We start from the raw sequence: 23065 nt of genomic DNA, 5'->3' as shown, positions 1-23065 counted from the left end.
CGCTTACGATCACGAACTGCTGCAGTCGAACTATCTGGTGTGGCGTAGCAAATCACACACCAACGAGCGGTCGCTCTTAGCGATCATTCGATACCTTACGGAAATTGCAGGCCCTTAACTGGAGTTCGCTAGCCACGTCGCTCATTGATGTGTGGGCTTCAGGATCGGACGCGGGCTCAGTGGGCTGGGCGGTGAAGCATTCATAAGCGCTACCAGGACCAGCCCAGCGACGGAAAACCAGAATGCAATGATGAAGCAGTCGCTGTAGGCCAAAACGTAGGATTGCGATCGGACGGCCGCGGATAGTGTGCCGACAGCTTTCGCGGTTCCACCGCCGTTGTGACCCAGCGCGTTGCTCAAAGCGGCTAGGCTTCGACCATACAGCGGATTGTCATTTGCCAGGTGGGCTCCGAGAATATTTGAATGGAACTGCTCCCTTCGGCGAATCCACGTCCCCATCAGGCCAGCCGCAAGCTCAGCGCTTCCAAGGCGAGCGACCTGAATGTATGCCGACATCGCGGTCGAGCGTTTTGGATCTGAATTTCCAACCAGGAAAACAAACGATGCGTAGAACGTCAGAACCTGGCCAGTAGTGTGCAACAGCACGATCAGCCCGAAACTGTCGGGGTACCAATCCGAGGTGACCTGTGATCCGATAAGAGCAGCGACGCCGCTTGCAGACAACCCCACGATCAAGACCACTCGCGCATCAAAGTACGTCAGAGCGAATCCAGAGAGCATGACGATTATTGCCACCGGCATTACTGCATAAAGAATGAAAACGCCGCTTATCTGGAACGGGCGCAGTCCCCCCACCGTCTGCATTATTCCCGGGATGAGGGTGCTTCCAGCACTGCTCGCGAACGTAAAGACAGTGACAACGGCCAGACCAAGAATAACATTGCGGGAACCGAGAACGCTGGCATGCGCCCATGGCCTCGACACGACGCTTTCGTTTATGAGGAAGACGAGAAATAGAAGCCCTCCAGCAAGAAACAATGCCTCGATCAGCCCCGATTCAAGCCAGTCCAACCGGTTTCCTTGGTCCAGCGCGATATAGATGAATGTCATCGACGCGCCGAGTAGGAGCATTCCGCCCCAATCTGCGTTTGCCAAAAGTGACTTGTCGATCGGCTCCCTTGGAGCGCCCAACACCAAAAGCAAAGCGATCAACGGAGCGACAAGCACATCCTGCCAGTAGAGCCACTGCCATCCCAGGACGTCCCCGTAGTATCCGACCAGTGCGAATCCCAAGCTCTGGGACAGCGGAATACGAAGTGTGTAGATCCCAAGGCCGATGATCCAGTATTTAGGAGCAAGGTTGCGGAAGATGATCATCAGCGTGGCGGGTACGAAGACGCCAAGAAGCAACGCTCGACCAATGTGTGCGGCGAACAAAAGGTCGTGGTTATGGATCGATGGAATTGCACAAGAGAGCGCCGCGTAAACGAGGCTTGAAGGTATCATCACCCTGCGAACGCCATAGACCGTCATCAACCAAGCGACGGCCGATGCGATAAATATCTGGGGCGCGTTGGCTGCGGTCGCTAACCAAGCACCTTCGTCGGTGCCAAAACCGTACGCTCCTCGTAAGTCGGGAAGGCCGACCGTGAAGACGCGGGTATCGAAACCCACCACAAATGCGGCCAACAGAAGAGCCGCAACGATGAGTATCGGCCGTTTCGTCGTCGTGTCTTGTGATAAGGGCCCCAGCACGGTCGAGGCGGCGCCATTCATGGGTTGGTGTCCGGAGTGGAAACCGTCACGACAGCAGACATCCCTGGGCGTAGGGATCGAACGAGTGGTTGGCCGCTTATAAATTCGATCCGAACGGGAACCCGTTGGACGACTTTCGTATAATTGCCAGTCGCATTGTCTGGCGGCAGCAGCGCGAACGTTGAGCCGCTCGCGGGTGAAAGCTTTCCGACTCTACCCTGCAGGATTTTGCCGGGAAAAGTGTCAATGCGGACATCAACGAGTTGCCCCGTGCTCATCCTGCTAAGCTGTGTTTCTTTAAAGTTTGCGGTTACGTACACATTAGGGATTGGAACGACCGCAACGATACTGCCGCCGATGCCCACGAAGTCGCCAAGGTGGACCGACTTTTTGCCAACCACGCCGTCGAAAGGCGCGTAGATGCGCGAGTACCTTTGGTGGAGCTGGGCGGTAGTGACGTTGGCTTCCTGCGCATCTATCTGCGCATCCAACAATGGCTCTTGACCTTGCAGGACTTGGAGTTGAGCCCATTGCTGTTCGATCGCGGCGGCAGTTGACGCGACAGAGGCTTGCGCCTGGAGAAACGATGCCTGAGCCTGTTGGAGGCGCTGCTCCGTGCTTGCTTGGCCAAGGTTCTTCTGTCGTTCAAATTCGAGACGTGTCTGTTCCTCCACCGCAAGTGCGGATGCGTTTTGCGCCTCAGCGGCCTTGATCACGGCGCGTTGCAGGTTTTCCTGGTTGCCAAGGTTGACGCGTGACGCTTTTGCCGCCTCTAAATTTGCTGTCGCAAGGGCGAGTGCCGCGTCGTATTCGCTGGGATCGATCTCTACTATCAGGTCCCCTTTTTTGACCGGCTGATAGTCATCAACGGCGATCGACCGAATATTTCCGGAGACCCGTGCGCTCATGGTGCTGAAATCTGCTCCAACGGCAGCGTCATCCGTCGCCTGCGTTGCCGCGGAGGCAGTCCAGCTATTCCAGTTCGCGTTTGCGTACGCAACACCAGCCACAGCCAGTATTACTGCCGTGGCCGGTATGAAAAGCCTCGCTAACAGGCTGGGCTGGCTTGGAGGAAGGTTCGAGACAGGTGATGGTGGCGCCTTGGCTGACGTCGGCGACAAGGTCGTTACGTTGTCGCTCATTCGAAGATCCGCACGCTTTCTGCGGGAGGGTTCCGTAGTTCCCTGCGCGTCAATTCAATTTCGGCTGGCCCGGTCGCCTGAACCGCCAAAGAGGTTGTCGCTTCAAATCGCATTGTCTTCTCCGCTCGACACACGAGGATGTATTCTGATTGTAAGCGGACCTTGATGCAGTGCTGTTTGGATCGATTGTAATATCCGGCACCCCAACGACTGGTTGGCAGTTCATACCCAACCCAAAACGCTCCAATCTTACAATAAAGCCCGGGCCAGCGCCTGTACGAGGGGGGGAAGTGCCTGTCGGGCCGTCAAAAATCTTCGCAATTGAGAGATCTCAGCAATGTCAGATAAGAAATCAAATGCAGCCGCAGCCGGAACTTTTGCTATAGGCTCGACGGTGGTCAATCGGTTGGGTTTCGGCGGAATGCGGATCACCGGTCGAGGAGTTTGGGGTCAGCCACAAGACCCAGATGAAGTCGAACGGACACTCAAGAAATTACCAGAGTTGGGCGTCAACTTCATTGACACGGCCGATTCCTATGGGCCTGGCGTTTCAGAAGAGCTCATCCGAAAAGCTCTCCACCCTTACAATGGGCTGTTGATTGCCACGAAAGCCGGGTTGACCCGTCCCGGCCCCGATCAGTGGGCGCCGGATGGCCGCCCCGAAAAGCTAGTTGCACGTGCTCACGAAAGTCGCGAGCGACTTGGCGTCGAGAAGATTGGGCTGTGGCAGCTGCATCGGATCGACCCGCGTGTCCCACGCAATGAACAGTTTGTCGCCATCCGAAGCCTGCTCGACACTGGCGTGATTTTGAATGCAGGCCTGAGCGAGGTCTCAGTCGAGGAGATCGAGGCGGCTTCTAAATATTTCAAAGTTTCAACGGTTCAAAACCGATACAATCTGGTCGATCGGTCCAGCGAGGACGTTCTTGATTACTGCGAGCAGAATGGGATCGGCTTTATCCCGTGGTTCCCGCTGGCAGCTGGCCAACTCACCAAGCGTGGCTCCGTGCTTGACATTATTGCTGAGAACCACGAAGCGACCCCAAGCCAGATCGCATTGGCGTGGGTGCTGAAACGAAGCCCCGTAATTATCCCGATTCCGGGCACGTCGAAGGTAAGCCACCTAGAAGAAAATGTCGCTGCGGCAGGCATCAAACTTAGTGACGATGAGTTCGCATCCCTCGATGCAGCTGGTCGCCAGTGACACAGCAATCGGCCCGACAACTGAGTTTGTCGGGCCGACAGGCAAAAGGCTGATGTTTGGGTATCAGGGAAATTATGCCCTCAATGCCAGTGCTATTTCCTCGCGAAAAGGTAGTTTAGCGCTAGCGAGATTGCTTCTGCGACAGCAGCAGCAACACCAATGGCCCACACAGCGTCGAGGCCAATAATCCCCGCACCGAGCGCACTTCCGATCGAGAAGCCTAGATACATTGTCGAAGTATTCAGGGATAGGGATACCGAAGCCTGAGAAGGGGACGATGCCGCAATCAATCTGGCCATCTGAGCGGGGAAGAAGGACCAGACGCTGAAACCCCAGACGCCGATAGCCACTAAGGCAGGTACTAAAGCCGCTGCTGGACCAAGGACGGTCACCGTTGCCAAAACAGTGAAGGAACAGCCGAGCAGAATGAGTGACGCCGTCACGACTCTTCCTGATCCGAACCGGTCATTCAGGCCGCCACCAGTCGTGACACCTACCGCTGCCGCAAATCCCCACATTGAGACCGTGGCGCCAATTCCTGAGGTACCGAAACCCAAGACCGTGGTGAGGTATGGTGCGATGTAAGGGTAGGCGGTATAGGCGCCAATTGACCAGAACAGAGTGACGGCAAGCAATTTGAGAATTGGGGCTTGCCGAATGACGCCCACGCGCTCCGACAAACTTGCGACGGACATGCCTTCACCTGCCGTGCGGACGATCCCCACGATAATACCGACGATCGCCACAAGGCCCATAACAGCGACAGCGAGAAACGTCGTCCTCCATCCAAAGGCGTGACCGACCAGGGCTCCAAGCGGTAACCCCAAAGCGATCGCGATGGTCATGCCACCACTGACGATAGCAAGCGCTCTTCCTCTTCGAGCAGGCCCGGCGATTGTACCAGCCAGAGCGTTCGCGCTCGGAACGTATAGTCCTGCTGCCACGGCCATAAGTAAGCGAGCAACTAGAAGGGTGGAGAACGTTGCCGAGAATGCTGCCACGAAGTTGCCCACGGCGAAAATGGTCATGGCAACTAACAATGTGTCACGGCGATTTAGACGTCCAGTAATCACTGTGGTGATCGGGGAACTTATGGCCAAAGTGATCGTGAAGACAACCACGAGCATCGCGGTCGCTGACAGGCTCATGCCGAGATCAGAGGCAATCGTCGGCAACAAAGGTGCGATCATGAAACCCTCTGTGCCTATCGCGAAGGTTCCAAGAGCTAGAAAATAGGCAGGCATCAAGGACGGCGTTGGCTCAGGGGTTTCCAGCGTCCGGGAAAGTGTCTCAGTGGGAATCTTGGGTGTCAGATTCAGTCGGTCAGACATGGTGAGGTACCCTTAACTGCATTCTTCTCGGCCTTCCCGTCTAACCGCGGGAAGGCCGATCGTTACGGTCCGATGCTCAAACAGGGATTGGATCTGCCACGAGGGCCGCGTTGAAGTCGTGAACGAGTTGATGTTCTTTCAGGCCAGGGTTGTCGCGGAGAGCCGTGATTTCTTCGACGAAGACCTCTGGAGCCTCGGTGGCGAGCCCCGCCATGGTTTTTTCGATAAACACGTCCAGCGGCATTGCCCGTGGATCGCCGCTCTTCTTAACAAGATCTGTGTCGACCCACGGCGGAGCGATCTCTTGAACCTTCACGTTCGTGTCACGCAACGCAAAACGCTGGGACAGCGAATAGGAATGCAGCGCAGCCTTGGTCGAGGAGTACACGGCGTTGCCAGCGAGCGGAACGAAGGCAAGAACTGACGTGTTGTGAATGATCGTCGCGTCCGGTTGAGCCTTAAGGTGGTCGACAAGCGCCGAAGTCAGGCGAATTGGGCCAAGAAGATTTGTCTCGATGATCTTCTGCAAAACGGAATCGTCGATTTTGCCTGCCGGATCGTCGAACGGCATGATACCCGCATTGTTGATGAGCACGTTGAGTTTCGGATATTCCGAGATCAGCTTTGTAGCCACCCTCTCGATATCCGCAGCGTCGGCAATATTCAGCTCGATCCCGTCGATCCCTGGATTGGCGGCCGAGACTTCATCAAGCAGGGCCTTGCGGCGCCCGGCGATGATCACCTTGTTGCCAAGCTTGTGAAACGCTTCAGCAAGGGCGCGTCCAATCCCCGAAGTGCCGCCCGTGATGAAGATTGTGTTGCCAGTCATTTTCATAAATCGCTCCATCTATTTTCGGTGCCAACTTTCTGGCTGGGCAACCGGGTTTCGATGGGAGGATGATGGCGGAAAATCGCGCTGGCTCAAATGTCATTGAAACGGCGATTTCGGACATTCGATATTTCGTTTACGCTTCGAGGAAGCGCGTTGCGTCCTCAACGAATTCTTCGGCATGTTGAAAGAGCGACGCGTGACCCGAGTCTGGGTAAACGATGAATTTCGCGTCAGGGACCTGCTGAGACAGGACAAACGAACAATAGGCGGGGGCCACAATATCGTGTGCGCCTGCCACGACGAGTATTGGCAATTTAAGTTCTCTTGCTCGATGTAGTATCCCTGGCCAGCGCGTGAAGGCTTGAACTTGCTCCATAAAGGCGAGGGCGCTTACTCCTGGAGATCTGTAGGGCTGGTTTGCGATCCGGCGGATCGAGGTTCGACCGCATGACACCGCAGCTTCCGTCTCGGGATAAAAGAGGTAGAGAAAGTCTTGTTCGTCGTTTTCCTGCTTCGCCAAAACGGTAGCAACACGGGGTTGTTGGCGCGGTCCTTCGGCGATTGCGCCTGGCGTCGCTCCGACAAGGATCATCCGACGCAATAGGTGGGGATAATCCAAGGCAAGCTGCTGGGCGACCGCGCCCCCGAGAGACCAACCCAAAACATCAGCATGACGCGGTGCGACTTGGAGAATTACCTCGGCGGCAACGCTGGCCATGGATTTTATGCTGTTGAGCGAACTGCCCTGAGACAAACCGACGCCCGGATTGTCAAACCGCACGACTTGGTGGTCGCGGGAAAGCGATTTGATGAACGCCGGATCCCAATCGTCCATTGTGGCTCTGAAACGAGGAAGGAGGACAAGCGGCGTGCCCCTTTCTGGGCCATTGGTCCGGATAGCAATTTCACCATGCTTGGTTTGGACTGAGTGGATCTCTGGCCCTGAAGGCATTTATTGGCTCCCGACGTACCTCTTGCTGGACCCATTGTAGCCAAAGTTCAGCTTGTCTCATATGACAGGTATCCGTCGTTTTAGGACTTTGACTCATGCGTCCGCTAACTCGACATCTTCGCCATCCATGAGCTTTAATGCCCGCTTCAAGCTTTGTGGTGGTTGTCCCAGTGTGCGAAGAAACGCGCGGCGCATCCGGTCTCGATCGGAAAATCCCGTGTCGCGAGCTACAATCTCCATTGGGTGGCGACCGTCTTCCAACATGGCTTTCGCGGCCTCGAGACGTAACATCTCGACCGCTTTCGCTGGCGATTGGCCAGTCTCCTCCCTAAAAAGGCGACTGAACTGTCTTGGGCTCAAACTGACGGCCTCCGCCAGCTCCTCAACCGTCAATGGATTGCGGAGATGTTCCTTCGCATAAATCAAGGCGCGACGAATTCGGTCGGACCTTGGCTCAAGCTCCAAGAGCGCCGAGAACTGCGACTGGCCTCCAGGCCGCCTGTGATAGACGACGAGCTTCCTCGCAATCGACCGTGAAACGGCCGCGTCAAAGTCGTCCTCGATCAGAGCCAGCGTGAGATCGATCGCCGAGCTCATGCCCGCGGATGTCCAGATATTTCCATCGTGCGTGAAAATTCGATCCTCATCGACATGCGCCAAGGGAAACCGTCTCTGGAGGTCGCGAGCGTGTGCCCAATGCGTAGTCGCCACCTTCCCATCCAGCAGTCCCGCTTCGGCCAGCAGAAAAGCTCCGGTGCAAAGCCCGGCAACTCGCCGCGATTCTGTGCCCGCCTTGAAGATGTAATCTCGCAACACTGGGGAAGAGGGGCTTGGGGTCAGCTCGCCAACAACCATCAGCGTGTCGGGAAAATCACCAAGGGGTTCGGTCTCCACGCCAATCTTCAGCGACGATCGAACGGTGCCTCCCTTCTCAGACATTACCGCCAGCTTATAGGCCTCCGTACCCTGATCCTGATTGGCGAACTCAAACGCCGAAAGGGCGGCAAGCCCCATGACCTGAAAACCGTCTTCAAGAATAAAGCCCACAGATCGCATTAATCGCTCCGTCTTAAAGTGCCGCATACACCATATTTGAGACGTGGACCTGTCTTGGTCAAGAGCGCAGTTCTAAGACCGGACATTAGTCGTTGATTGTACAATAACTGGCACTGCGGTGCTGTCAGTCTGCTTTCACAATGCCCGACCCGCATTCATGTGAGGTCGGCGTCAGCCCTTGTTACGCTGCAACTTGTGAGGTGGAAAATGAAAGCCCGAATTCTTGTATTATCGCTTTGTATGGCCGGATGGACGGTAGCTCTGAGGGACTTCGTCAATGCCCAAGAGGCAGCTCCGCAGGTGGTTGTAGCGAAGCCTCTGGTTCGCGACGTGACAGATAGGGATGAATTTATTGGCCGGTTTCGAGCCGCCGAACAGGTCGATATCCGTTCGCGCGTCGGTGGCTATCTGCAGAGCATTGCTTTCAAAGACGGCCAGTTGGTCAAGGACGGTGATGAACTGTTCAAAGTCGACCAACGTCCCTTTGTGACTGCTTTGAGCCAAGCTAAGGCCAGCCTCGCTGTAGCAAATGCAGGCTTAGCCTCCGATGCGGTCGCTCAGATAGGCCTGTGCAGCTTTCACGCGATCTTGACTTCCTCCATGAGTGCCATACTCTCGTGGTCGCGACGAACACGCTGTATCAAGAACGACCGAAAGGATAATATGATGTTTCGCGACAGGCCGGTCCATGTGGATTTAGTAAGGGCAGTCTAGTGGCTGCAAGTTACTTATGATCGTCGAACAGTGGGAGCGGTGCCCCGCGCGTTCGTGTCCGATATTTCGTTTTCTGGGACCGCAGATATTCTTTTGACGGCCGTTGTTCCGACACCCAGTGCCTTCACCACCACCAATTCTCCCCCACTCGCGGCTAGCTTGGCCTGCAGTACCGAAAAATCTCCGCAAAACTCAGTCTCAGCGGATATGTCGGCGATTGCATCGCGGGGATCGGCTGAGGCGGCGAAGCCAACCGTGCGTAGCTGAATGCCACTATTGGGGTTTCCACCGATCTCCACTCCGTACCCAGGTCTTTTATTGCTCTTCAGAACGACCCGGCCGTTCTCAACCCAGGCTGTCTGCATCCCCTCTATGACTTCGTATCCGAGTTCACTGAGACCAGCGAGGATCGCGCTGCGCCGATCCTGTTCCGCTCGCTCCTGAATTATCGTTTGAAGGGTTGCGGTTGCGGTAGCGATCATGTTCGAGAGCTCGGCGACCGTCGAAGACCCGTTCAGCAGGTTGTTTATTTTCGCGAGCTGTGAGGCTGAAGCCGGTGTCTGGATGTTTTTAAGCTGAGCTTCCATTGCACGCAGCTTTACAAGTGCATCCGCTTCGTCAGTCGCGGTCCGCCGTTCGGCGGCAATGTCCAATGCCAAGCTGTCGATTAACAGCGAGCGTCTGGACGATCTGTCGCTTGATACTTTTTCCACCCGATCGCTCAGTTTGCTTGCGCGTTCCGGATCAAGTGCTCGCAATTCTTCATATCGACGCTCGAGGTCGGCCAATCGCGGATCCTCGACCGCGGAGGGATGTTGGGTTGCCAGCCAATCTGCAAGTGTCGGATGCGCTTCTCCTTCGCCCAACTTGGCTGCCAGTTCGCGCTGTCGATCCGTGATCTCGCTGGGCAAGCTCGATGGCGCCAAGAGTGCAAATCCCTGGGTGACAGCGGCCTGAAGTTCGTCTTGAGAGCAAGATCCTGGATTGGACAGAGCAGGGGGAACTGCAAACCCTTTTTCTGACAGGGCCATCGCCAACGAATTCGCCGCGCGAAGCCTTCGCTTGCCCTCGTTGCGGTCCCGCGCAGTCTTTTCGGCAGCCCGTTCGATTCGTGTTTCCATGTCAGCTTTTAGGAATGCGATTTCGAGAGGCGCCTGCTTTTGAAGCTCAGCGAACTTATCCATTGCGAGAAGGTCGCCCATCGCAGAGATCCTACTTTGGGCCAGCCGTATGTCTTCCGCATCCACGATTTCATTCCGCTTGCCGACCCGCTGCCATTGCTCGAACGCAGCTACCAGCGCAGCGATATGACCTTGGCAGATCGCGATTATCTCTTCTCGGGTGATAACCCGAACGACTTTGGGACCGCTCATTCGGCCGCCTCCCTGAAGATCGCCGATTGGACAGCATCGCGCAGACGCTGCTTTTCTTCTTCGCGAGCGTGGTACCAGCCATGTGATGAAATGCGATGGATGACGGGGATAGAGCGACCGAGAACGGACGGCCGCCAAATTTCCCGCGCTCTAGCGCTATCTAGAATTCTGTGGCGCGGTGCATCGCACTCGATGCCAAGGCCATAGAGACCGGTCTTCGGGTCTTCCACAGCAAAATCCAGGCTAAACGCGCTTCCATCATTTACTTGGTCGGTAGTTACGCCCAGTTCAGCAAGGTATGCCGCCACCGATGCAGCAAATCCGTCGAGATCTGATCCATCTCGATTTTGCGACCCGCTCCGCTCAGTCAGCATTCGATCCAGTAAGCTACGACCATTCTTGAAGTCGCCATCTGACATTGACCGAGCGTACTCGAGATAGCCTTGGAGATAATCACGCGGGATCGTTGGCTTCCGGCGACTGCTCAACATATCGGAAACATCACCGATGGGCATCGATGTCACCATGATCACCTTGATCCGTGCGCGGGTTACCGCAACGTTCAGACGACGCTCGCCACCCTTCTGCCCCAAGACACCAAAGTTCCTTCGGAAGCTTCCCTACGCGTTCTTTCCAAAGGTCGACGAGAAAATGATGTAATCGCGTTCGTCGCCTTGGACGTTTTCGACGTTCTTAACGAAGAAGCCTACGTCTTCACCACGCTCAACACGATCTCGCTCTCGCGCAACCATGTTTCGGAACCAATCGTCCCTCTCAGCTTGCTTCTCAAGGATCTCCTCGATCAGGTCAGCCTGTTTGCGGTTGAAGGTCACAACGCCGACGGTCGGCGTGTTCCCCGGCCTGCGCCAGATATCTGCCAGGACCTGAACTATGCGACGCGCTTCGATTTCGTTGGTCTGATCGCTGTAAATCCCGTCGGCGCGTATGACCTCGATCGGCTTTGCCCTTAAGATTTCCTCATCTGGATGCCGCACGGGTACGCTCAATCTGTTGCCATAGAAGGAGCTATTGGAGAACCCAATCAGCTCGCGATACGCTGAGCGGTAGTGAATCTGAAGGGTCGTAGTCGGAAGAACAGATTTTCCGAGCTGCAGGAGATCGGGGCAATCCTTGATTTCGCGACGGTTCCACGTTTCGTTGTACGTCTCGCGCTCGACCTCTGTCGCATCTTCATCAAGCTCCTCTCCATCGAAAACGTCTGCTTCGTCATTCTCAACTCGGCTGGCGAAGAATGCGGTTGGCGGCATCTGTTTCTCGTCACCACTGATGACCACGACTTCACCGCGGAAAAGGGTGGGAAGGGCATACTCGACAGGCATCTGCGATGCCTCGTCATAGATGACCGTGTCGAACATGTTCTTTCGTAGTGGGAGCACTCGGCTCGCCACATCCGGGTTCATCAGCCAAACGGGGCGCAACTCCATGAGGCCAAGGTCTGGTCCCTTCTCAAGGAATTCGCGCAGTCGCTGTGCTCGCTGTCCGCGAAGCCGAGTGATTGGCTCCCAATCTCGTGGCGACGCGACCCGGGCAGGGTCAATACCCTGCGTCAGCATCTGGCGGTTTGCCCGCCGCATGGCCTTCTCCGCTTCGCCAACCGATCTGATCTTGGCCTGCAGCTCAGCGGCCTCGTAGAGCAGGCGGGGATCGTCGTTTTCGAGCTTGGTTTTCCAAGCGAGCATCGCCTCGCGTTTGACGATCTTTCGAACTTCGTCGTCCAGGGCCGAACCGGGCAGGCGTTCGAGTTCGGCGCTTTTGGGGCGCAAAAGCTTGAAAATATCAAGTGCCGCCTGCGGCAGGCCATTCGCTCTGATCCGAAATCTCTGGTAGGCTTCGAGAGTTGGGCGAGCTTCCAAAATTGAAGCGATCACTCCGCCATTCTGCCCATCATCTTCAATGGTTTTCAGCCGCTCGGATACCCACTTCGGGTCGAACCATTGCGCCGCGTTTTCCAGCGACGCACGGCTGAACTGCTTGGCCTCGTATCGCTCGAATGCCTGATGTGCGCTATCCCTCAGGCTTTGATACTCGGCAAGTGACGCCTTCGCGACGACGGCCTCTAACTGTGAGGGAACAGGGTACTGGAAAACCTTGTTTGCCAGGGCTTGAGCACTCGCGATCGCGTCAGCTCTGTGGACTGCTACGGCTGCTAGATCGTTTGCGACAAGGTCATCAGAGACGACATTCGCTTCACCAAATGGACGCAAGGTCTGTGCGAGGTCCTGCCGTAGGGGGCGGAGTTGCTGCTCCCACCGCAAGGCCGCATCGAACGCTGCGATCTCCGGAGGTAATCCGGCCGACTGGAGGAACGACTTCGTCTTGCGTAGACGTAGCCAGCGGAATGGATTTATTTTTCCGAAGAAGGACGGGGGAGTGGTCAGGACCTGGGCGTCAGCCGCCCAAGCCTTAAGGTCGGCGTCTGACAGCGCCAAGGTTTGCTTGCGGAACGGTTCTAGAGGAACTGAGCCTCTTAAGTCGCCAATGGCGTCGTGAATATGCCGCAGCCGGGCCTCGGCAATAGAAGCTTTGCTAGTTCCGTTTTCGAATGTACACAGCCGGTACCAGCGAGCGAGCTCGTTGCGTTCAATCTGGTCGAGCTCCGTGAACTCGCGATCGTTTTCGTCAAGCCAGCTTCGATACGGTGCGGGGTCTTTCATAGACAGCGCCTGGGCCGTACGCGTGAAAACATCCAAACGATCGCTCTCACTGCGGATAAACGCTTGGAGGTCTTCGTCAAAGGAAGCGGTGTTGGCCGGATCTGGATTGAATGTCTTCAGAACGACGAGGGAATTGCCTTCATAGTTCGCTGGCAACCAGTAGCGTGCCTGCGGGCCACACGCCTCTGCGAACTCTGCAATCTCGGTCGGGCTAAATGGGCCAAGCAGTCGCCGGAGCGCCGGGACATCCATCGGGACCTTTGGGGTCTCAATCTCTATAAGGTCGCCAAGTAGAGCCCGATACGATAGCCCGGAATGGTCGTCGATTGTATGAAGCGCAGCGTGATGGCCGTTCAGATCATTCTCGACGGCTTGAATTCTCGTCGCCAAATTCTGGCGATCACGCTTCCATCCCTGGTTGGACTGGTTGTTGTGATGGGCCTCCAACTGATCTCGAATTGCCTGGATGATAGGTTCGCGATCTCGGTTGATATCTGTGACCATGAAGATGCGATCTTCGAGTCCTTCAGCTTCCAAGCGCTTTTTTACAACTTCGAGCGCGGCTTGCTTCTGGCAGATTACAAGGAGACTCTTCTTCCGGCCAATCGCGTCAGCCACCATGTTCACGATAGTCTGGCTTTTGCCGGTGCCAGGCGGGCCTTCAATTAGAAGCCCTGGGGCATATCGCGCTTCAATGACGGCCGCTTCTTGGGACGGATCGCTCGCAACTGTGAAGAAACGATCCATTTCTGACGGCTTTTCACGGGGCGCGGATTGCGGTGGTTCATCCGTAACTTTGAGCGCGGTTTCCAACGCACTGCCACCCAGCTGCTTGCTTTTCAACTGGCGCAAATCTTCCACGATCGCCTGGCCCATATATGCCAGATGGAACAGAACGGCCGAACAAGAGATAACGTCATGTCCGAAATCCGCATCCGTGTCTTTGCTCGGAAGTTTCGATAGTGATCGGCCCTCGATTTTGGAAAGCCCACCAAAACCATCGACCACATCCGCCGCGGTTAATGTTGCCCGTCCAAGGAGATCGTTCGCGGCCTCTTGCCAGCGTCGCGACGCGTCGATGCCAATCATGCCTTCAAACGCTGGGTTGAGACGTACTTCGTCGCGGTCACGGTCGAAGGCGATGGTCGCGTGACCGCGATTGCCAACCTCTGGGGTGACCTTGACGGGCCAAAGCAGGATGGGAGCGATCTTTGGCTTTTTGCGATCGTCACGATGGATAAGGAACGGAAAGCCAAGGTAAAGTCCGTCGATGCCCGTATCGCGTTTGTAGAGTGTCGAGTGCGAGTGCAGTGATCGCAACCGCCGCTCCAGCGTTTCCGATTGGCCGAATGCCGCAGGATCGAGGTCCTCAGAACGATCTGTTCGGGAGAGCATGAGATCTAGCATGGCCGCTGCAGGCTTACGCTCGGTCCCGAGCTCGGTAAGATCAACGCGGGGCGTCGTCTTGCCAATGACCATTCTCGTCAGCGGTCCACGCAGGATGCTTCCCGAAATCTTCTTCGAGAAGTATTCGAGGAGAGTCGACACATAGTGCTGTTTTGGCGGCTCTAGCCAATGTTCCTCGGGAACAGAAAGGAGAACTAGGGTGCGGTCGAGGCTGATGCGTCTGTCCAGCCGGAACTGATCCGCCCATTCGTCAACCCGTTCGATGCCTGAGCGTGCGAAACCTGCGAGCCGCCGATCAACAAGCGCGTGCAAATCTCTTCGAGACCGGCTCAGGAGGTCACGGGCTTGCTCCCTTTCGAACGACGGAACTCCAGCGCGTTCAGCCGTTGCCTGCGCTTCATCCAGAATTTCGTCGACAGATCGGAACTGGCCGACGTCTGCAGCCAACAAGAGAATGAAGTCCTCGTCCGTCGTCTGGCGTCTTTCAATGAGGGAGTTGAGGCCAGGATGATCGGTATCAGGCAGAATCCGTCGTTTCTCAGTCCAAAGCGCCGCGAGGCGAGCCTTTGAGCTCGACAGAAGGTGGACCTGCAAATCCTCTTCATTCAGCGTGATCGAAAACTGACGAGCCTTCTCTCGAACTGAAATGCCTCGCTGCTTCAAGCGCTGCAGCCATTCCTCGACGCCGAGGCGTGCCAGGATTTCAGCTGATGGCCCGAATATAAGGTCTGTACCCTCGGCAGGATGGTCAAGCAGCCAACCGGGGGTGACGATATTGCCCTTCACGATGAGAGGCATTGCCGGATAGAGTGTCTTCAGCGCCATCGAAAGGCGTAGGTCGTCCGACAGTCCGTCCGTATGCGCGAGGCGCCTCAACGCTGATTGAACCGCATCATCAAATCCTGCGTCTTCCGCCCAAGCGGCGATGACGCCGCGTGCGGCATGGGTCCGAGCCTCGTCCCAATTTCCTGGCTCTGCGGCTGCCAAGGCGTAACTTGTAGCCTTTGAATACGATTTTCCTGCCAGGGCGATGGCTGCCTTGCCAACGGTATCAGTCTCGTCAACGACTTCTGCAGGCAGTTCGACAAACTCGCCCGCGTACCAAGCCCGCAATTCATTCCATTGCCAACGTTCGCGATGATCCCGCGCGAGGAGACCTTTCAGAAGGCGCTCGATCGATGGGTCCAAACCTTCGGGAACGGTGACACCCTTGGTCAGGACGTGAATTAGAAATGCCTGAGGGTTCACTCCTTCGAAGCACGCGCCCGCGGTTACGATCTCGAGCGTGATCATACCAAGGCTCCACCAGTCGGAAGCCGCCGCCACCCCACCTGCGATAGCTTCAGGTGCCATATAGCGGGTCGTTTCCAGAGGCGCGACTATATCCAAGTCGTAGTCAGATAATCTCGCCGATCCGAAACCGGCGACGACGAGATCGAGAGGATCTCTGGTCCGAATTAGGATGTTCGCAGGGGTGATGTCGCGATGGCGCAAGCCCGCCTGTGAGAACGACCCCAAGGCTTTACCAATCTCAAACACGACCGAGTTGACCACGCCAAGATTGGCGCCATCGAGTTGCGCCTCTTCGAGGCTCCCGCCGGTGATTTCCTCGGAAATCTCAAACGCTCGGTCGTGCCAACGGCCGACCTCATAAACTTGGGGGAGGTGGTCGTCGGGCATGTTTCGAATGGCGTCATAGACCGACGGATCCGGCTCAGATCCGTCCGCGTAAAGCGTCAGTATGCCTCGTTTTCCTGTTTCCGGTTCGATTGCCAGGAAACGCTCTCGGACTGTACTGATCGATGGCAAGCGGCTCTCTATTGTCCAACCGGCAATCTCCGTCGCGATTACCTCCGCGGTTGGTGCGTCTTCAGGAGGAGTTTCTAACGTGACAGGTTCGATGGGTGGAACCTCGTCTGAGATCTCCGCTCCGCAAGCCATACAGATTAGATCGCCCTCGTCGACGGCGTGTCCATTTGGGCACGTCCGTAGGGCAGGTACCTGCGTGTGAACAGGAGAAGAGGATTCCGTACTGGTGGCCTCACCTTTGCCTGGTTCTCTGACGGAGACCGCGGTTAGATCCCAATTGCAAGTCGCGCCATCTTCAAGGACGGTTTGGCAGTAGAACTCGCTGAGTGGACGTTCTGTCTTGCAGTTCGGACAAAATCTAATCATTGGCTTTGCGTCTCGGTGCTCCCGCGGAGCGGTCTTGTGTTGTGAAAATCTTGTGATCTTGGGCGGACAGAATTTCAGTGAGCCGTTTGAAGTCATCGCGTCCCGGGATCCCGGCCATCCAGACCTGACCTGCATCATCCATCATCAGGTCGAACTTCCGGTCGGAGGACGCAGCTTCCCGCTGATACGACGAGAACTTGGCATTTCCGAGCGGAGTTAAGATGTTCAAACGCTGATTGTCGCTTCCCCGGAGGGCTAGCGTCTGCGGAGCTTCGATTGAGTAGGGATCGGAGATCAACGCATCAATCAGCCCGGCCATATCGTCGAGTTGGTCCGCAATTTTCTCAATTGGATAGCCTGAGAAGACGAGCACATCAGCATTGGTCCGGAGGCGGATCTGCCTAAGTAGGTCTCGGAGAGCTTCCGGCTGATCAAATGGTTCGCCGCCAGAGACCGTCACGCCATCGATTTCGGGCAGCCACTGAGCGATCACGAATAGGACGTCCTCGACAGTCGTCTTTCCGCTGCCTGTTGCCCAAGTGTCTGCCGAGATACATCCGGGGCACCGAATTGAACATCCTTGTAGCCATATCCCGATGCGATTGCCCGGTCCCAGCGTCGTGACCGGAAAATGAATTCGAGAGATGGCGATAGCCGTCATGATGGTCGCTGTTCCCGCTCGAGCGTGATCGACGTTACAGCTCCGGTTGAGAGTTCTTCGATACGGAAGGTGCCGCCAACCTCTCCGGTGTCAAACAGCGCTCGCGACAATGGATTAGCTAGATGTGCTTCCACCATGTTGCGAACACCACGACCGCCGTTAGACAGATCACGCAGACACATCTCTTTCAGCACGGTCTTCGCTTTATCGGTGATGGAAATATCGAAACCAATCGAGCGTGTGCTTTCGAGCAAGTTCGCAACCATGCCGTCAAAGATGGCATCAGCGATCTGCGGACGGATGAAATCAAAGACAATGACGTTCTCGCCGATGCGGTTCAGTATCTCTGGTCGGTTGAGGGTGAGCTTGAAATGGCGATCGATCTCTTCCCTGACCTTCGCGGTCACTACTTCATGTGTCTCATCGGACGAAACGTTCTGGATACGAGCGCCGCTTGCATCGGTCCGATAGATGCCGAGATTGGACGTGAACAAGATAATCGCTTCGGAGAAGTAAACTCTGTCGCCGCGGCCTGACGTCAGCACACCGTCGTCCAAAACCTGCAAAAACTTGTCGAGAATGCGGGGATGCGCTTTCTCGATCTCGTCAAACAGCACCACGCTGAATGGCTTTTCGCGAATTGCATTCGTTAGCTCGCCACCGGCGTCATAGCCCACGTAGCCTGGTGGGGCGCCAATCAACCGTTGATCCGCATGCTCCGCGCTGAATTCCGACATGTCGAAACGAATGTATGCGGACTCGTCGCCGAAGAGGAGGCTGGTAATCGTCTTTGCCAGCTCAGTCTTCCCGACGCCGGTCGGCCCAGCGAGGAAGGCAACGCCACGCGGACGCCCGTTGGTGGAAGAGCGCCCGACCCCTGTCACAGCCCGTTTGACAATATCGAGCATATGCATTGCCGCATGATCTTGGCCTTTTACGCGAGAGCGAATGAACTCTTCGGCCCCTGCGATCTTAGTCCTATCGATCTTGCGCCAAGGGTCGTCCGTGACGCCGACTTTATACCGGCGAACGGCATCAGCGATCTCGCTGGCTTTCAATCCTTCGTTCCGACCAAGTTGGGCAATGGAATTCATATCTGAGAGCAACAGCCCTTCAGTCAGGTTGACAAATGTCTCGGCCCACTGAGCTAATTGCCCTTCTGAAGCCTGCTGAGCGGCAGGTAAGGATTTGAGCAGGGTTTGCGATAAGGATTTTCGAGTGAGACTATCGGGGACTGCTACGGGGATAGTCCGGAGCTTGGGATTATCGACAGTTAGCCAATCGGGGAGATCGGAATCGCGTTCGACTATCCAGATAATCGAATTGTAAAATGGCTTCCGATCTGGACCTGCTGGTCGGGATTTTGCCGCATGACAAAGAATCTGCGCCTGGGTGAATAGAGTGTGCTCGGCGATCGTCAATGCATCGGACCGGTTCACCAGCCGTGACGCGAAATCGACGATAAGTGCGGCAGGTTCACCGGTTGCCGCAGTGAATGAGCCAAGGAGCTGTCCAAGCATCTCCAATCCCATTGTCTTGGGATTTTCACTTCCTAAGCCGTTCCGCATCATAACTTGGGCAAGTTCTGCTTCATTTGTCACACCCGGCAGTCCAAAACCCACCGTTGGCGAAAACGAGATGACGTCGCGATAGCCACACGATTGTAGCTCTCGCTGCAGGCAGAGGCCCAGAGGCAATGCCGCTACGGTGTCCTGCGCGATCTCATAGGCCTGAAGGTCACGTACATTGCCAGACAGTACGAACTGGCTCTTTAGCGGAAGAAAGCGTACGAGGTCGCGAAGCCAGGTAGTTTTATTCATCAGGTCAATTCGATCGTATGCTGGAATAACAATTGCGGAAACTTAGATCACAGGTTGAGCGCGAATAGAATAACTCAACGAGTTTTCGCACACTAAAACATACGAATTCCGGCGTTCACAGTGAACCGATATTGTTAATGCCATACCGAAAGGTAGTCTCGACAGCACGTGGATCTGTTGCCGAGATCTTGTGTCAGCCTGCCGACCGGACAGGTGAAGAAGGATTCGCCCGGACCGGACTGGCGTCACTTTCTCGACTCTCGACCTCGTTACGGCTGCCCGCACTTAAACCAAGTGAATCTGATAGCTGCCATTCAGCGATCCATTGCTCCCGGCGTGAACGAGGCGAAGGCGCCCGGTGGGTCGCAGGGAGAGACCCAAACCTGGCACATTCCGGGCGAATGCGGGCCATTGTAGTGCGTTCGTATTCAGGACAGCAGCAAATCGTCTAGGATGGCGTCCGTCGTGCGCTCCGCAGTCACGCGCAGCGGCGTTCCACCGAGCTGGGCGAAAGTCGAGCAGACTTCCTCGGAATCATCGATGACAACGCAATCCAGAATCGAGGCGCTGAACTGGTCGGCATACTGCATGAACAAGGCGCCACCATCATCCGTCTTCAGCCTGCCTTCGTTATAGGAATTGCTGATCGCATCGAAGTGTTGGTCGAGCCGAAGGGCTGGCACCGTAAAGCGGGAAAAACTGTCCATGTTTCCGGTCACAAGGATAACATTGGCGACCAGTCTAAGGCGCGAGAGGCGGGCAAGAGTGACCAGCGAAACCTGCATCGACTGGCAATCTGCCACGAAAATCTCCCATACTTTGTCGAAGGGCATGTCGAGTGCGGCGGCGACCATACCGTTGACCTCTTCCGCGGTGTGAAGTCCTCGCATCCACTCGAAGACAATATGGCGGTTCTTCTGAAACAAGTAGGTTTGCAACTTGTTCTGCTTGACGGGGGGAAGGCTGCGCCAGTACCGATCGTGGCAGATGGTGCCATCGAAATCGATGAAAATGATCGGCTTGCGGTAGTCTCGATCCACTCCGTCTCCACTCCGAATAGGAAGCATTGCCGAACCAACGGCAGCCGCCGATGGCTCGCGGGCCAACTGAGATGACGCGGTTTTCCAGGCCGACGTCGCACTGCAGATGCTCGGCAATAACGTTGAAGTTCCCATTACCAGGTATGTCTTTGGCAGAACAGCACCGCGCCTCCGGCCAAGTGAGCCCAACCGTCAACTGGGTTTTGTGTTAGTTTGGTTGTGGGGACAGAACCGAGGTCAGACTTCCTGTAGCTCACATCACATTGTTCAGGTTCTCGGCCGAGGAACAGTTGCCAGCGCTCCCCGGCGATGCTGGGTTGTTGCCCATCGAAGGCAACGTGAACGCCCTTCAATTGGTGAAAGAGAAAATTTACCCGAGCGTCGAAGTCGATGTGCTTGGCCTACCGTCGTGTCTGGGCACAAGCGCATCGTGACGCCCGGTTCAATACAGACGGAACGTGCTCCGCGCCAATCTCTTTGTAACATCGAACTGATTTTCCGTTGAATCAGTGCATTTATACCCTTTTTCGGAGTTGAACCACTTTACTGTGCCTGTTGGCACTACAAGTCCTGGAGTTGATTTGCGGCACAAAAATAGCCCCGTTGGCCCGTGCCTACTTAGTTTTGAAGGGCATTAGATTGCGGAATCTGCTGGGCTGCAGAATTATTCGCTCCCATGCGATCAAACACAACGGGCGCTCGACCCGATTTGGGGAGCGCCCGTATGTTGCTACCGACGGCAAAAACCGAGTGATCGGCAGGCCGTCCGCGTGAGGCGGTTGATTACCTATCAAGCCTGAGTCTAGCAATCCCACTTTTTGCATCCCAGCTATGCTCTGTCCGCCGCATTGCGCGTTGTCGGTCTCACATCAAGGGTGCCGGTAGAGACTCGGTATGCGAGAGCACTTGGTGCCTTACATCCACCGTTGCGGCCCACAGAAGTGAGAAGCACACTGGCAGCAGTGCAATTGAGCTAGACCGATGTGGATACGCCTCGAAAAAGATGAACTCGATCAGATTCTGAAATCTATTCCGGAAGGGCCACTGGCAGAAAAACTGCGAAAGCCAGTGGATCCAGACACTGCGGCATTCGCCGCAGCGGTGCAAATCAGCGACGATCTCGAGGTCGATTTGGACACGATCATATCTCGCGGCGGCGACGACGGTGCATTCGTTATGAGCTGGACATGGGTTTCGAGCGAACAGGCAGGGCTGCGTCCATCCAATGACGACGGAGAAGAGCTCCACAAGGATCTTGGCCTTTAACGGCAAAAGTCGGGGCTGCTGTTCTGCTGAGCGAAATTTACCGTCCAAGCAGGTGGCGCGAATAACGCCCCAGAAAGTACGAGTTTGAGCTTGACGCGCCTGGATCAGTTCTCTATTCGTTCTCGTATGGATATTCTCGCTCGAACCTTGATACGAATAGATCGCTGAACTCCCGCCTGTGGGTTTCATCGCTGTTTTTCGTTGAGGGTTCATGATGAGCATCTCTGTTTCTGATCGCGGTTTTGCGGTCACAGCTATCCAGGCTTTCCCTTATCCATACCGTAGCCCAATCTCTGATCAGGCCATCATTTCCGATGTGGTTGGTGGACTATCGCGGATTGGGGGGAGTTGGCTCGTCAACACGGACGAAACCCAGGCAGTTACAGCGGGACGGATAGCAGGCCACACAGGACTCTGATTCCTCTGCGTCAATCCCTGCTGTCCAATCCGTGGTGTAACTATGTCTCAGAAAAGCCCAACGCGAAATGAACGCGTCCGTGCGACCGTAAAAGACTTCGCCCTTCACCTGACAACGCAACGCGCGTTGAAGAAAATCCCGAGCTTCGTGACGGCTGACGTCGGTGTCCTGGTGCTCATCAGTCCGGACAACTCAGATCCCCATGAGCACATCAATGCAGCTCGGCTGGTTTTATTCGGTGAGGAGGACGAGACGAATTTTGGCCCGGTTGCCTCGTGCTGGTTCAGCCAGGGAGACACTTTGTTGGACAATGAGAGAAAATTTAAGAATGAATGCGAAGGCCGACCAAAGGCTCTCGTGATCTGCCCAAACAGAGAAGATATCCCTAGAAATCTACGACTTGCACTCGACTGGATTGTGGATATCGAACCCGTGCGACCCGGCGACCTGAAGGCCGCATGTGGCGAGATCCTAGATATGAAGGTCAGCTATGGGCAAGCCAAACGATTGCTAAAATATCCTATCAAGGATCTTGTCATCGCCCTGAGACCGTGGCGTCCAGTGGATGAGACCTTACGTCGATTACGGCGAGAGGCACGCGCCGAGGCCATTGCCGACCCCGAGCCGGTCAAACGGGCAGAACTCCGTGCAACGCCTCGGCTGGAGGACATGCATGGCTACGGTCCAGCTAAGGAGTGGGGTCTCCAACTCGCTAAGGATCTGGCTGACTGGCGGGCAGGGATCTTGTCGTGGGACGATGTCGACCGTGGGCTGCTGCTCAGTGGGCCTCCAGGTGTTGGCAAAACCATCTTCGCCCAAGCCCTGGCGAAAACCTGTGGCGTCACGTTTGTCGCGTCCTCACTAGGGCAGTGGCAAGCCAAGGGACATCTCGGCGATCTTCTCAAGTTGAGGAGGTCGGATTTCGCCCGGGCGAAAGCAGACGCGCCGAGCATCATGTTCGTGGACGAACTCGACAGCTTCGGCGATCGCGAAAGCTTCGACCATGATAACAAGTCCTACTCTACGCAGGTGGTGAACGCATTCCTCGAGTGCTTGGATGGAGCAGGGGGGCGGGAAGGGGTGGTCGTCATCGGCGCGACGAACAATCCGTCGGATATTGATCCAGCGATCCGTAGAGCTGGCCGCCTCGACAAACTGTGAACGGTCGTCGAGAAGTGCGGGTATTCGGTGCCGAGCCGGCGGGAGTGACTTCGCAGTAGACGTTGGATGGGATTGGCTGGCCCCTGACTTGCCTGCGCGCAGGCAAGTCAGGGGCCAGCGCG

General features: G+C 55.9%; 15 protein-coding genes and 1 pseudogene. 4 read left to right on the top strand and 12 right to left on the bottom strand.

Annotation, left to right across the window (positions count from 1 at the left end):
* Positions 1–141: 141 nt before the first annotated feature.
* Positions 142–1737, bottom strand: coding sequence for an MFS transporter (locus EFD55_RS27170; RefSeq protein ID WP_125849279.1), 1596 nt, complete (start codon positions 1735–1737; stop codon positions 142–144).
* Entirely contained in the window at positions 1734–2858 is a 1125-nt protein-coding gene (locus EFD55_RS27165; RefSeq protein WP_125849277.1) for an HlyD family secretion protein, read from the bottom strand. Before EFD55_RS27165 ends, EFD55_RS27170 begins: the two co-directional genes overlap by 4 nt.
* 337 nt (positions 2859–3195) lie before the next feature.
* On the opposite strand from EFD55_RS27165, the gene EFD55_RS27160 reads away from it, so the two are divergent.
* Entirely contained in the window at positions 3196–4062 is an 867-nt protein-coding gene (locus EFD55_RS27160) for an aldo/keto reductase (RefSeq protein ID WP_125849275.1), read from the top strand.
* 92 nt (positions 4063–4154) lie between these two features.
* Here the strand turns inward: EFD55_RS27160 and EFD55_RS27155 are convergent, their stop codons facing one another.
* The 4 genes from EFD55_RS27155 to EFD55_RS27140 form a co-directional block, all read right to left on the bottom strand.
* Positions 4155–5393: an MFS transporter gene (locus EFD55_RS27155; RefSeq protein ID WP_245438579.1), complete on the bottom strand. Its 1239-nt coding sequence runs from the start codon at positions 5391–5393 to the stop codon at positions 4155–4157.
* A 76-nt stretch (positions 5394–5469) separates the two neighbouring features.
* Complete coding sequence (locus EFD55_RS27150) at positions 5470–6228, bottom strand: SDR family oxidoreductase (RefSeq protein ID WP_125849273.1); 759 nt, start codon at positions 6226–6228, stop codon at positions 5470–5472.
* A gap of 130 nt (positions 6229–6358) precedes the next feature.
* Positions 6359–7177 carry an alpha/beta fold hydrolase gene (locus tag EFD55_RS27145; RefSeq protein WP_125849271.1) on the bottom strand — a complete coding sequence of 273 codons (819 nt, stop codon included), beginning with the start codon at positions 7175–7177 and terminating at the stop codon, positions 6359–6361.
* Between the two features lie 93 nt (positions 7178–7270).
* A complete protein-coding gene (locus EFD55_RS27140) occupies positions 7271–8233 on the bottom strand; it encodes a GlxA family transcriptional regulator (protein ID WP_125849269.1) in 963 nt (320 codons plus the stop codon).
* 279 nt (positions 8234–8512) lie between these two features.
* On the opposite strand from EFD55_RS27140, the pseudogene EFD55_RS27135 reads away from it, so the two are divergent.
* Positions 8513–8776, top strand: a pseudogene (locus tag EFD55_RS27135) (efflux RND transporter periplasmic adaptor subunit); the annotation flags it as partial.
* A 185-nt stretch (positions 8777–8961) separates the two neighbouring features.
* On the opposite strand, the gene EFD55_RS27130 reads toward EFD55_RS27135, so the two are convergent.
* From EFD55_RS27130 to EFD55_RS27110, 6 genes are all read right to left on the bottom strand, one after another.
* Positions 8962–10320 carry a hypothetical protein gene (locus EFD55_RS27130; RefSeq protein ID WP_125849267.1) on the bottom strand — a complete coding sequence of 453 codons (1359 nt, stop codon included), beginning with the start codon at positions 10318–10320 and terminating at the stop codon, positions 8962–8964.
* Positions 10317–10913: a PDDEXK-like endonuclease domain-containing protein gene (locus EFD55_RS33915; RefSeq protein ID WP_245438576.1), complete on the bottom strand. Its 597-nt coding sequence runs from the start codon at positions 10911–10913 to the stop codon at positions 10317–10319. Before EFD55_RS33915 ends, EFD55_RS27130 begins: the two co-directional genes overlap by 4 nt.
* A 27-nt stretch (positions 10914–10940) precedes the next feature.
* Entirely contained in the window at positions 10941–16211 is a 5271-nt protein-coding gene (locus EFD55_RS27125) for a protein kinase domain-containing protein (RefSeq protein WP_245438574.1), read from the bottom strand.
* A 358-nt stretch (positions 16212–16569) separates the two neighbouring features.
* The gene (locus tag EFD55_RS27120; RefSeq protein WP_125849265.1) at positions 16570–17238 is read right to left on the bottom strand and encodes a 4Fe-4S single cluster domain-containing protein; all 669 of its coding nucleotides are present in this window, start codon (positions 17236–17238) and stop codon (positions 16570–16572) included.
* Positions 17235–19058: an AAA family ATPase gene (locus tag EFD55_RS27115; protein WP_125849263.1), complete on the bottom strand. Its 1824-nt coding sequence runs from the start codon at positions 19056–19058 to the stop codon at positions 17235–17237. The genes EFD55_RS27120 and EFD55_RS27115 overlap by 4 nt, the downstream gene beginning before the upstream one ends.
* A 428-nt stretch (positions 19059–19486) precedes the next feature.
* Complete coding sequence (locus tag EFD55_RS27110) at positions 19487–20233, bottom strand: HAD family hydrolase (RefSeq protein ID WP_125849261.1); 747 nt, start codon at positions 20231–20233, stop codon at positions 19487–19489.
* 846 nt (positions 20234–21079) lie between these two features.
* Here EFD55_RS27110 and EFD55_RS27100 point away from each other — a divergent pair.
* Positions 21080–21364: a hypothetical protein gene (locus tag EFD55_RS27100; protein WP_125849259.1), complete on the top strand. Its 285-nt coding sequence runs from the start codon at positions 21080–21082 to the stop codon at positions 21362–21364.
* 460 nt (positions 21365–21824) lie between these two features.
* Positions 21825–22943, top strand: a complete 1119-nt coding sequence (locus EFD55_RS27095; protein ID WP_125849257.1) for an ATP-binding protein — start codon at positions 21825–21827, stop codon at positions 22941–22943.
* Positions 22944–23065: the final 122 nt, after the last annotated feature.

The organism is Rhizobium pisi (assembly GCF_003938655.1).
GTDB classification, from domain to species: Bacteria; Pseudomonadota; Alphaproteobacteria; order Rhizobiales; family Rhizobiaceae; genus Rhizobium; species Rhizobium pisi.
Note: the sequence above shows the minus strand (reverse complement) of the source record. Positions and strands in the feature narration are given on the sequence as shown.

What these genes read in the sequence shown, in the direction of transcription:
- EFD55_RS27170 (WP_125849279.1), bottom strand. Translation starts at nt 1,737, where the DNA reads ATGAATGGCGCCGCCTCGACCGTGCTGGGGCCCTTATCACAAGACACG.
- EFD55_RS27165 (WP_125849277.1), bottom strand. Translation starts at nt 2,858, where the DNA reads ATGAGCGACAACGTAACGACCTTGTCGCCGACGTCAGCCAAGGCGCCA.
- EFD55_RS27160 (WP_125849275.1), top strand. Translation starts at nt 3,196, where the DNA reads ATGTCAGATAAGAAATCAAATGCAGCCGCAGCCGGAACTTTTGCTATA.
- EFD55_RS27155 (WP_245438579.1), bottom strand. Translation starts at nt 5,393, where the DNA reads ATGTCTGACCGACTGAATCTGACACCCAAGATTCCCACTGAGACACTT.
- EFD55_RS27150 (WP_125849273.1), bottom strand. Translation starts at nt 6,228, where the DNA reads ATGAAAATGACTGGCAACACAATCTTCATCACGGGCGGCACTTCGGGG.
- EFD55_RS27145 (WP_125849271.1), bottom strand. Translation starts at nt 7,177, where the DNA reads ATGCCTTCAGGGCCAGAGATCCACTCAGTCCAAACCAAGCATGGTGAA.
- EFD55_RS27140 (WP_125849269.1), bottom strand. Translation starts at nt 8,233, where the DNA reads ATGCGATCTGTGGGCTTTATTCTTGAAGACGGTTTTCAGGTCATGGGG.
- EFD55_RS27130 (WP_125849267.1), bottom strand. Translation starts at nt 10,320, where the DNA reads ATGAGCGGTCCCAAAGTCGTTCGGGTTATCACCCGAGAAGAGATAATC.
- EFD55_RS27120 (WP_125849265.1), bottom strand. Translation starts at nt 17,238, where the DNA reads ATGACGGCTATCGCCATCTCTCGAATTCATTTTCCGGTCACGACGCTG.
- EFD55_RS27115 (WP_125849263.1), bottom strand. Translation starts at nt 19,058, where the DNA reads ATGAATAAAACTACCTGGCTTCGCGACCTCGTACGCTTTCTTCCGCTA.
- EFD55_RS27110 (WP_125849261.1), bottom strand. Translation starts at nt 20,233, where the DNA reads ATGGGAACTTCAACGTTATTGCCGAGCATCTGCAGTGCGACGTCGGCC.
- EFD55_RS27100 (WP_125849259.1), top strand. Translation starts at nt 21,080, where the DNA reads ATGTGGATACGCCTCGAAAAAGATGAACTCGATCAGATTCTGAAATCT.
- EFD55_RS27095 (WP_125849257.1), top strand. Translation starts at nt 21,825, where the DNA reads ATGTCTCAGAAAAGCCCAACGCGAAATGAACGCGTCCGTGCGACCGTA.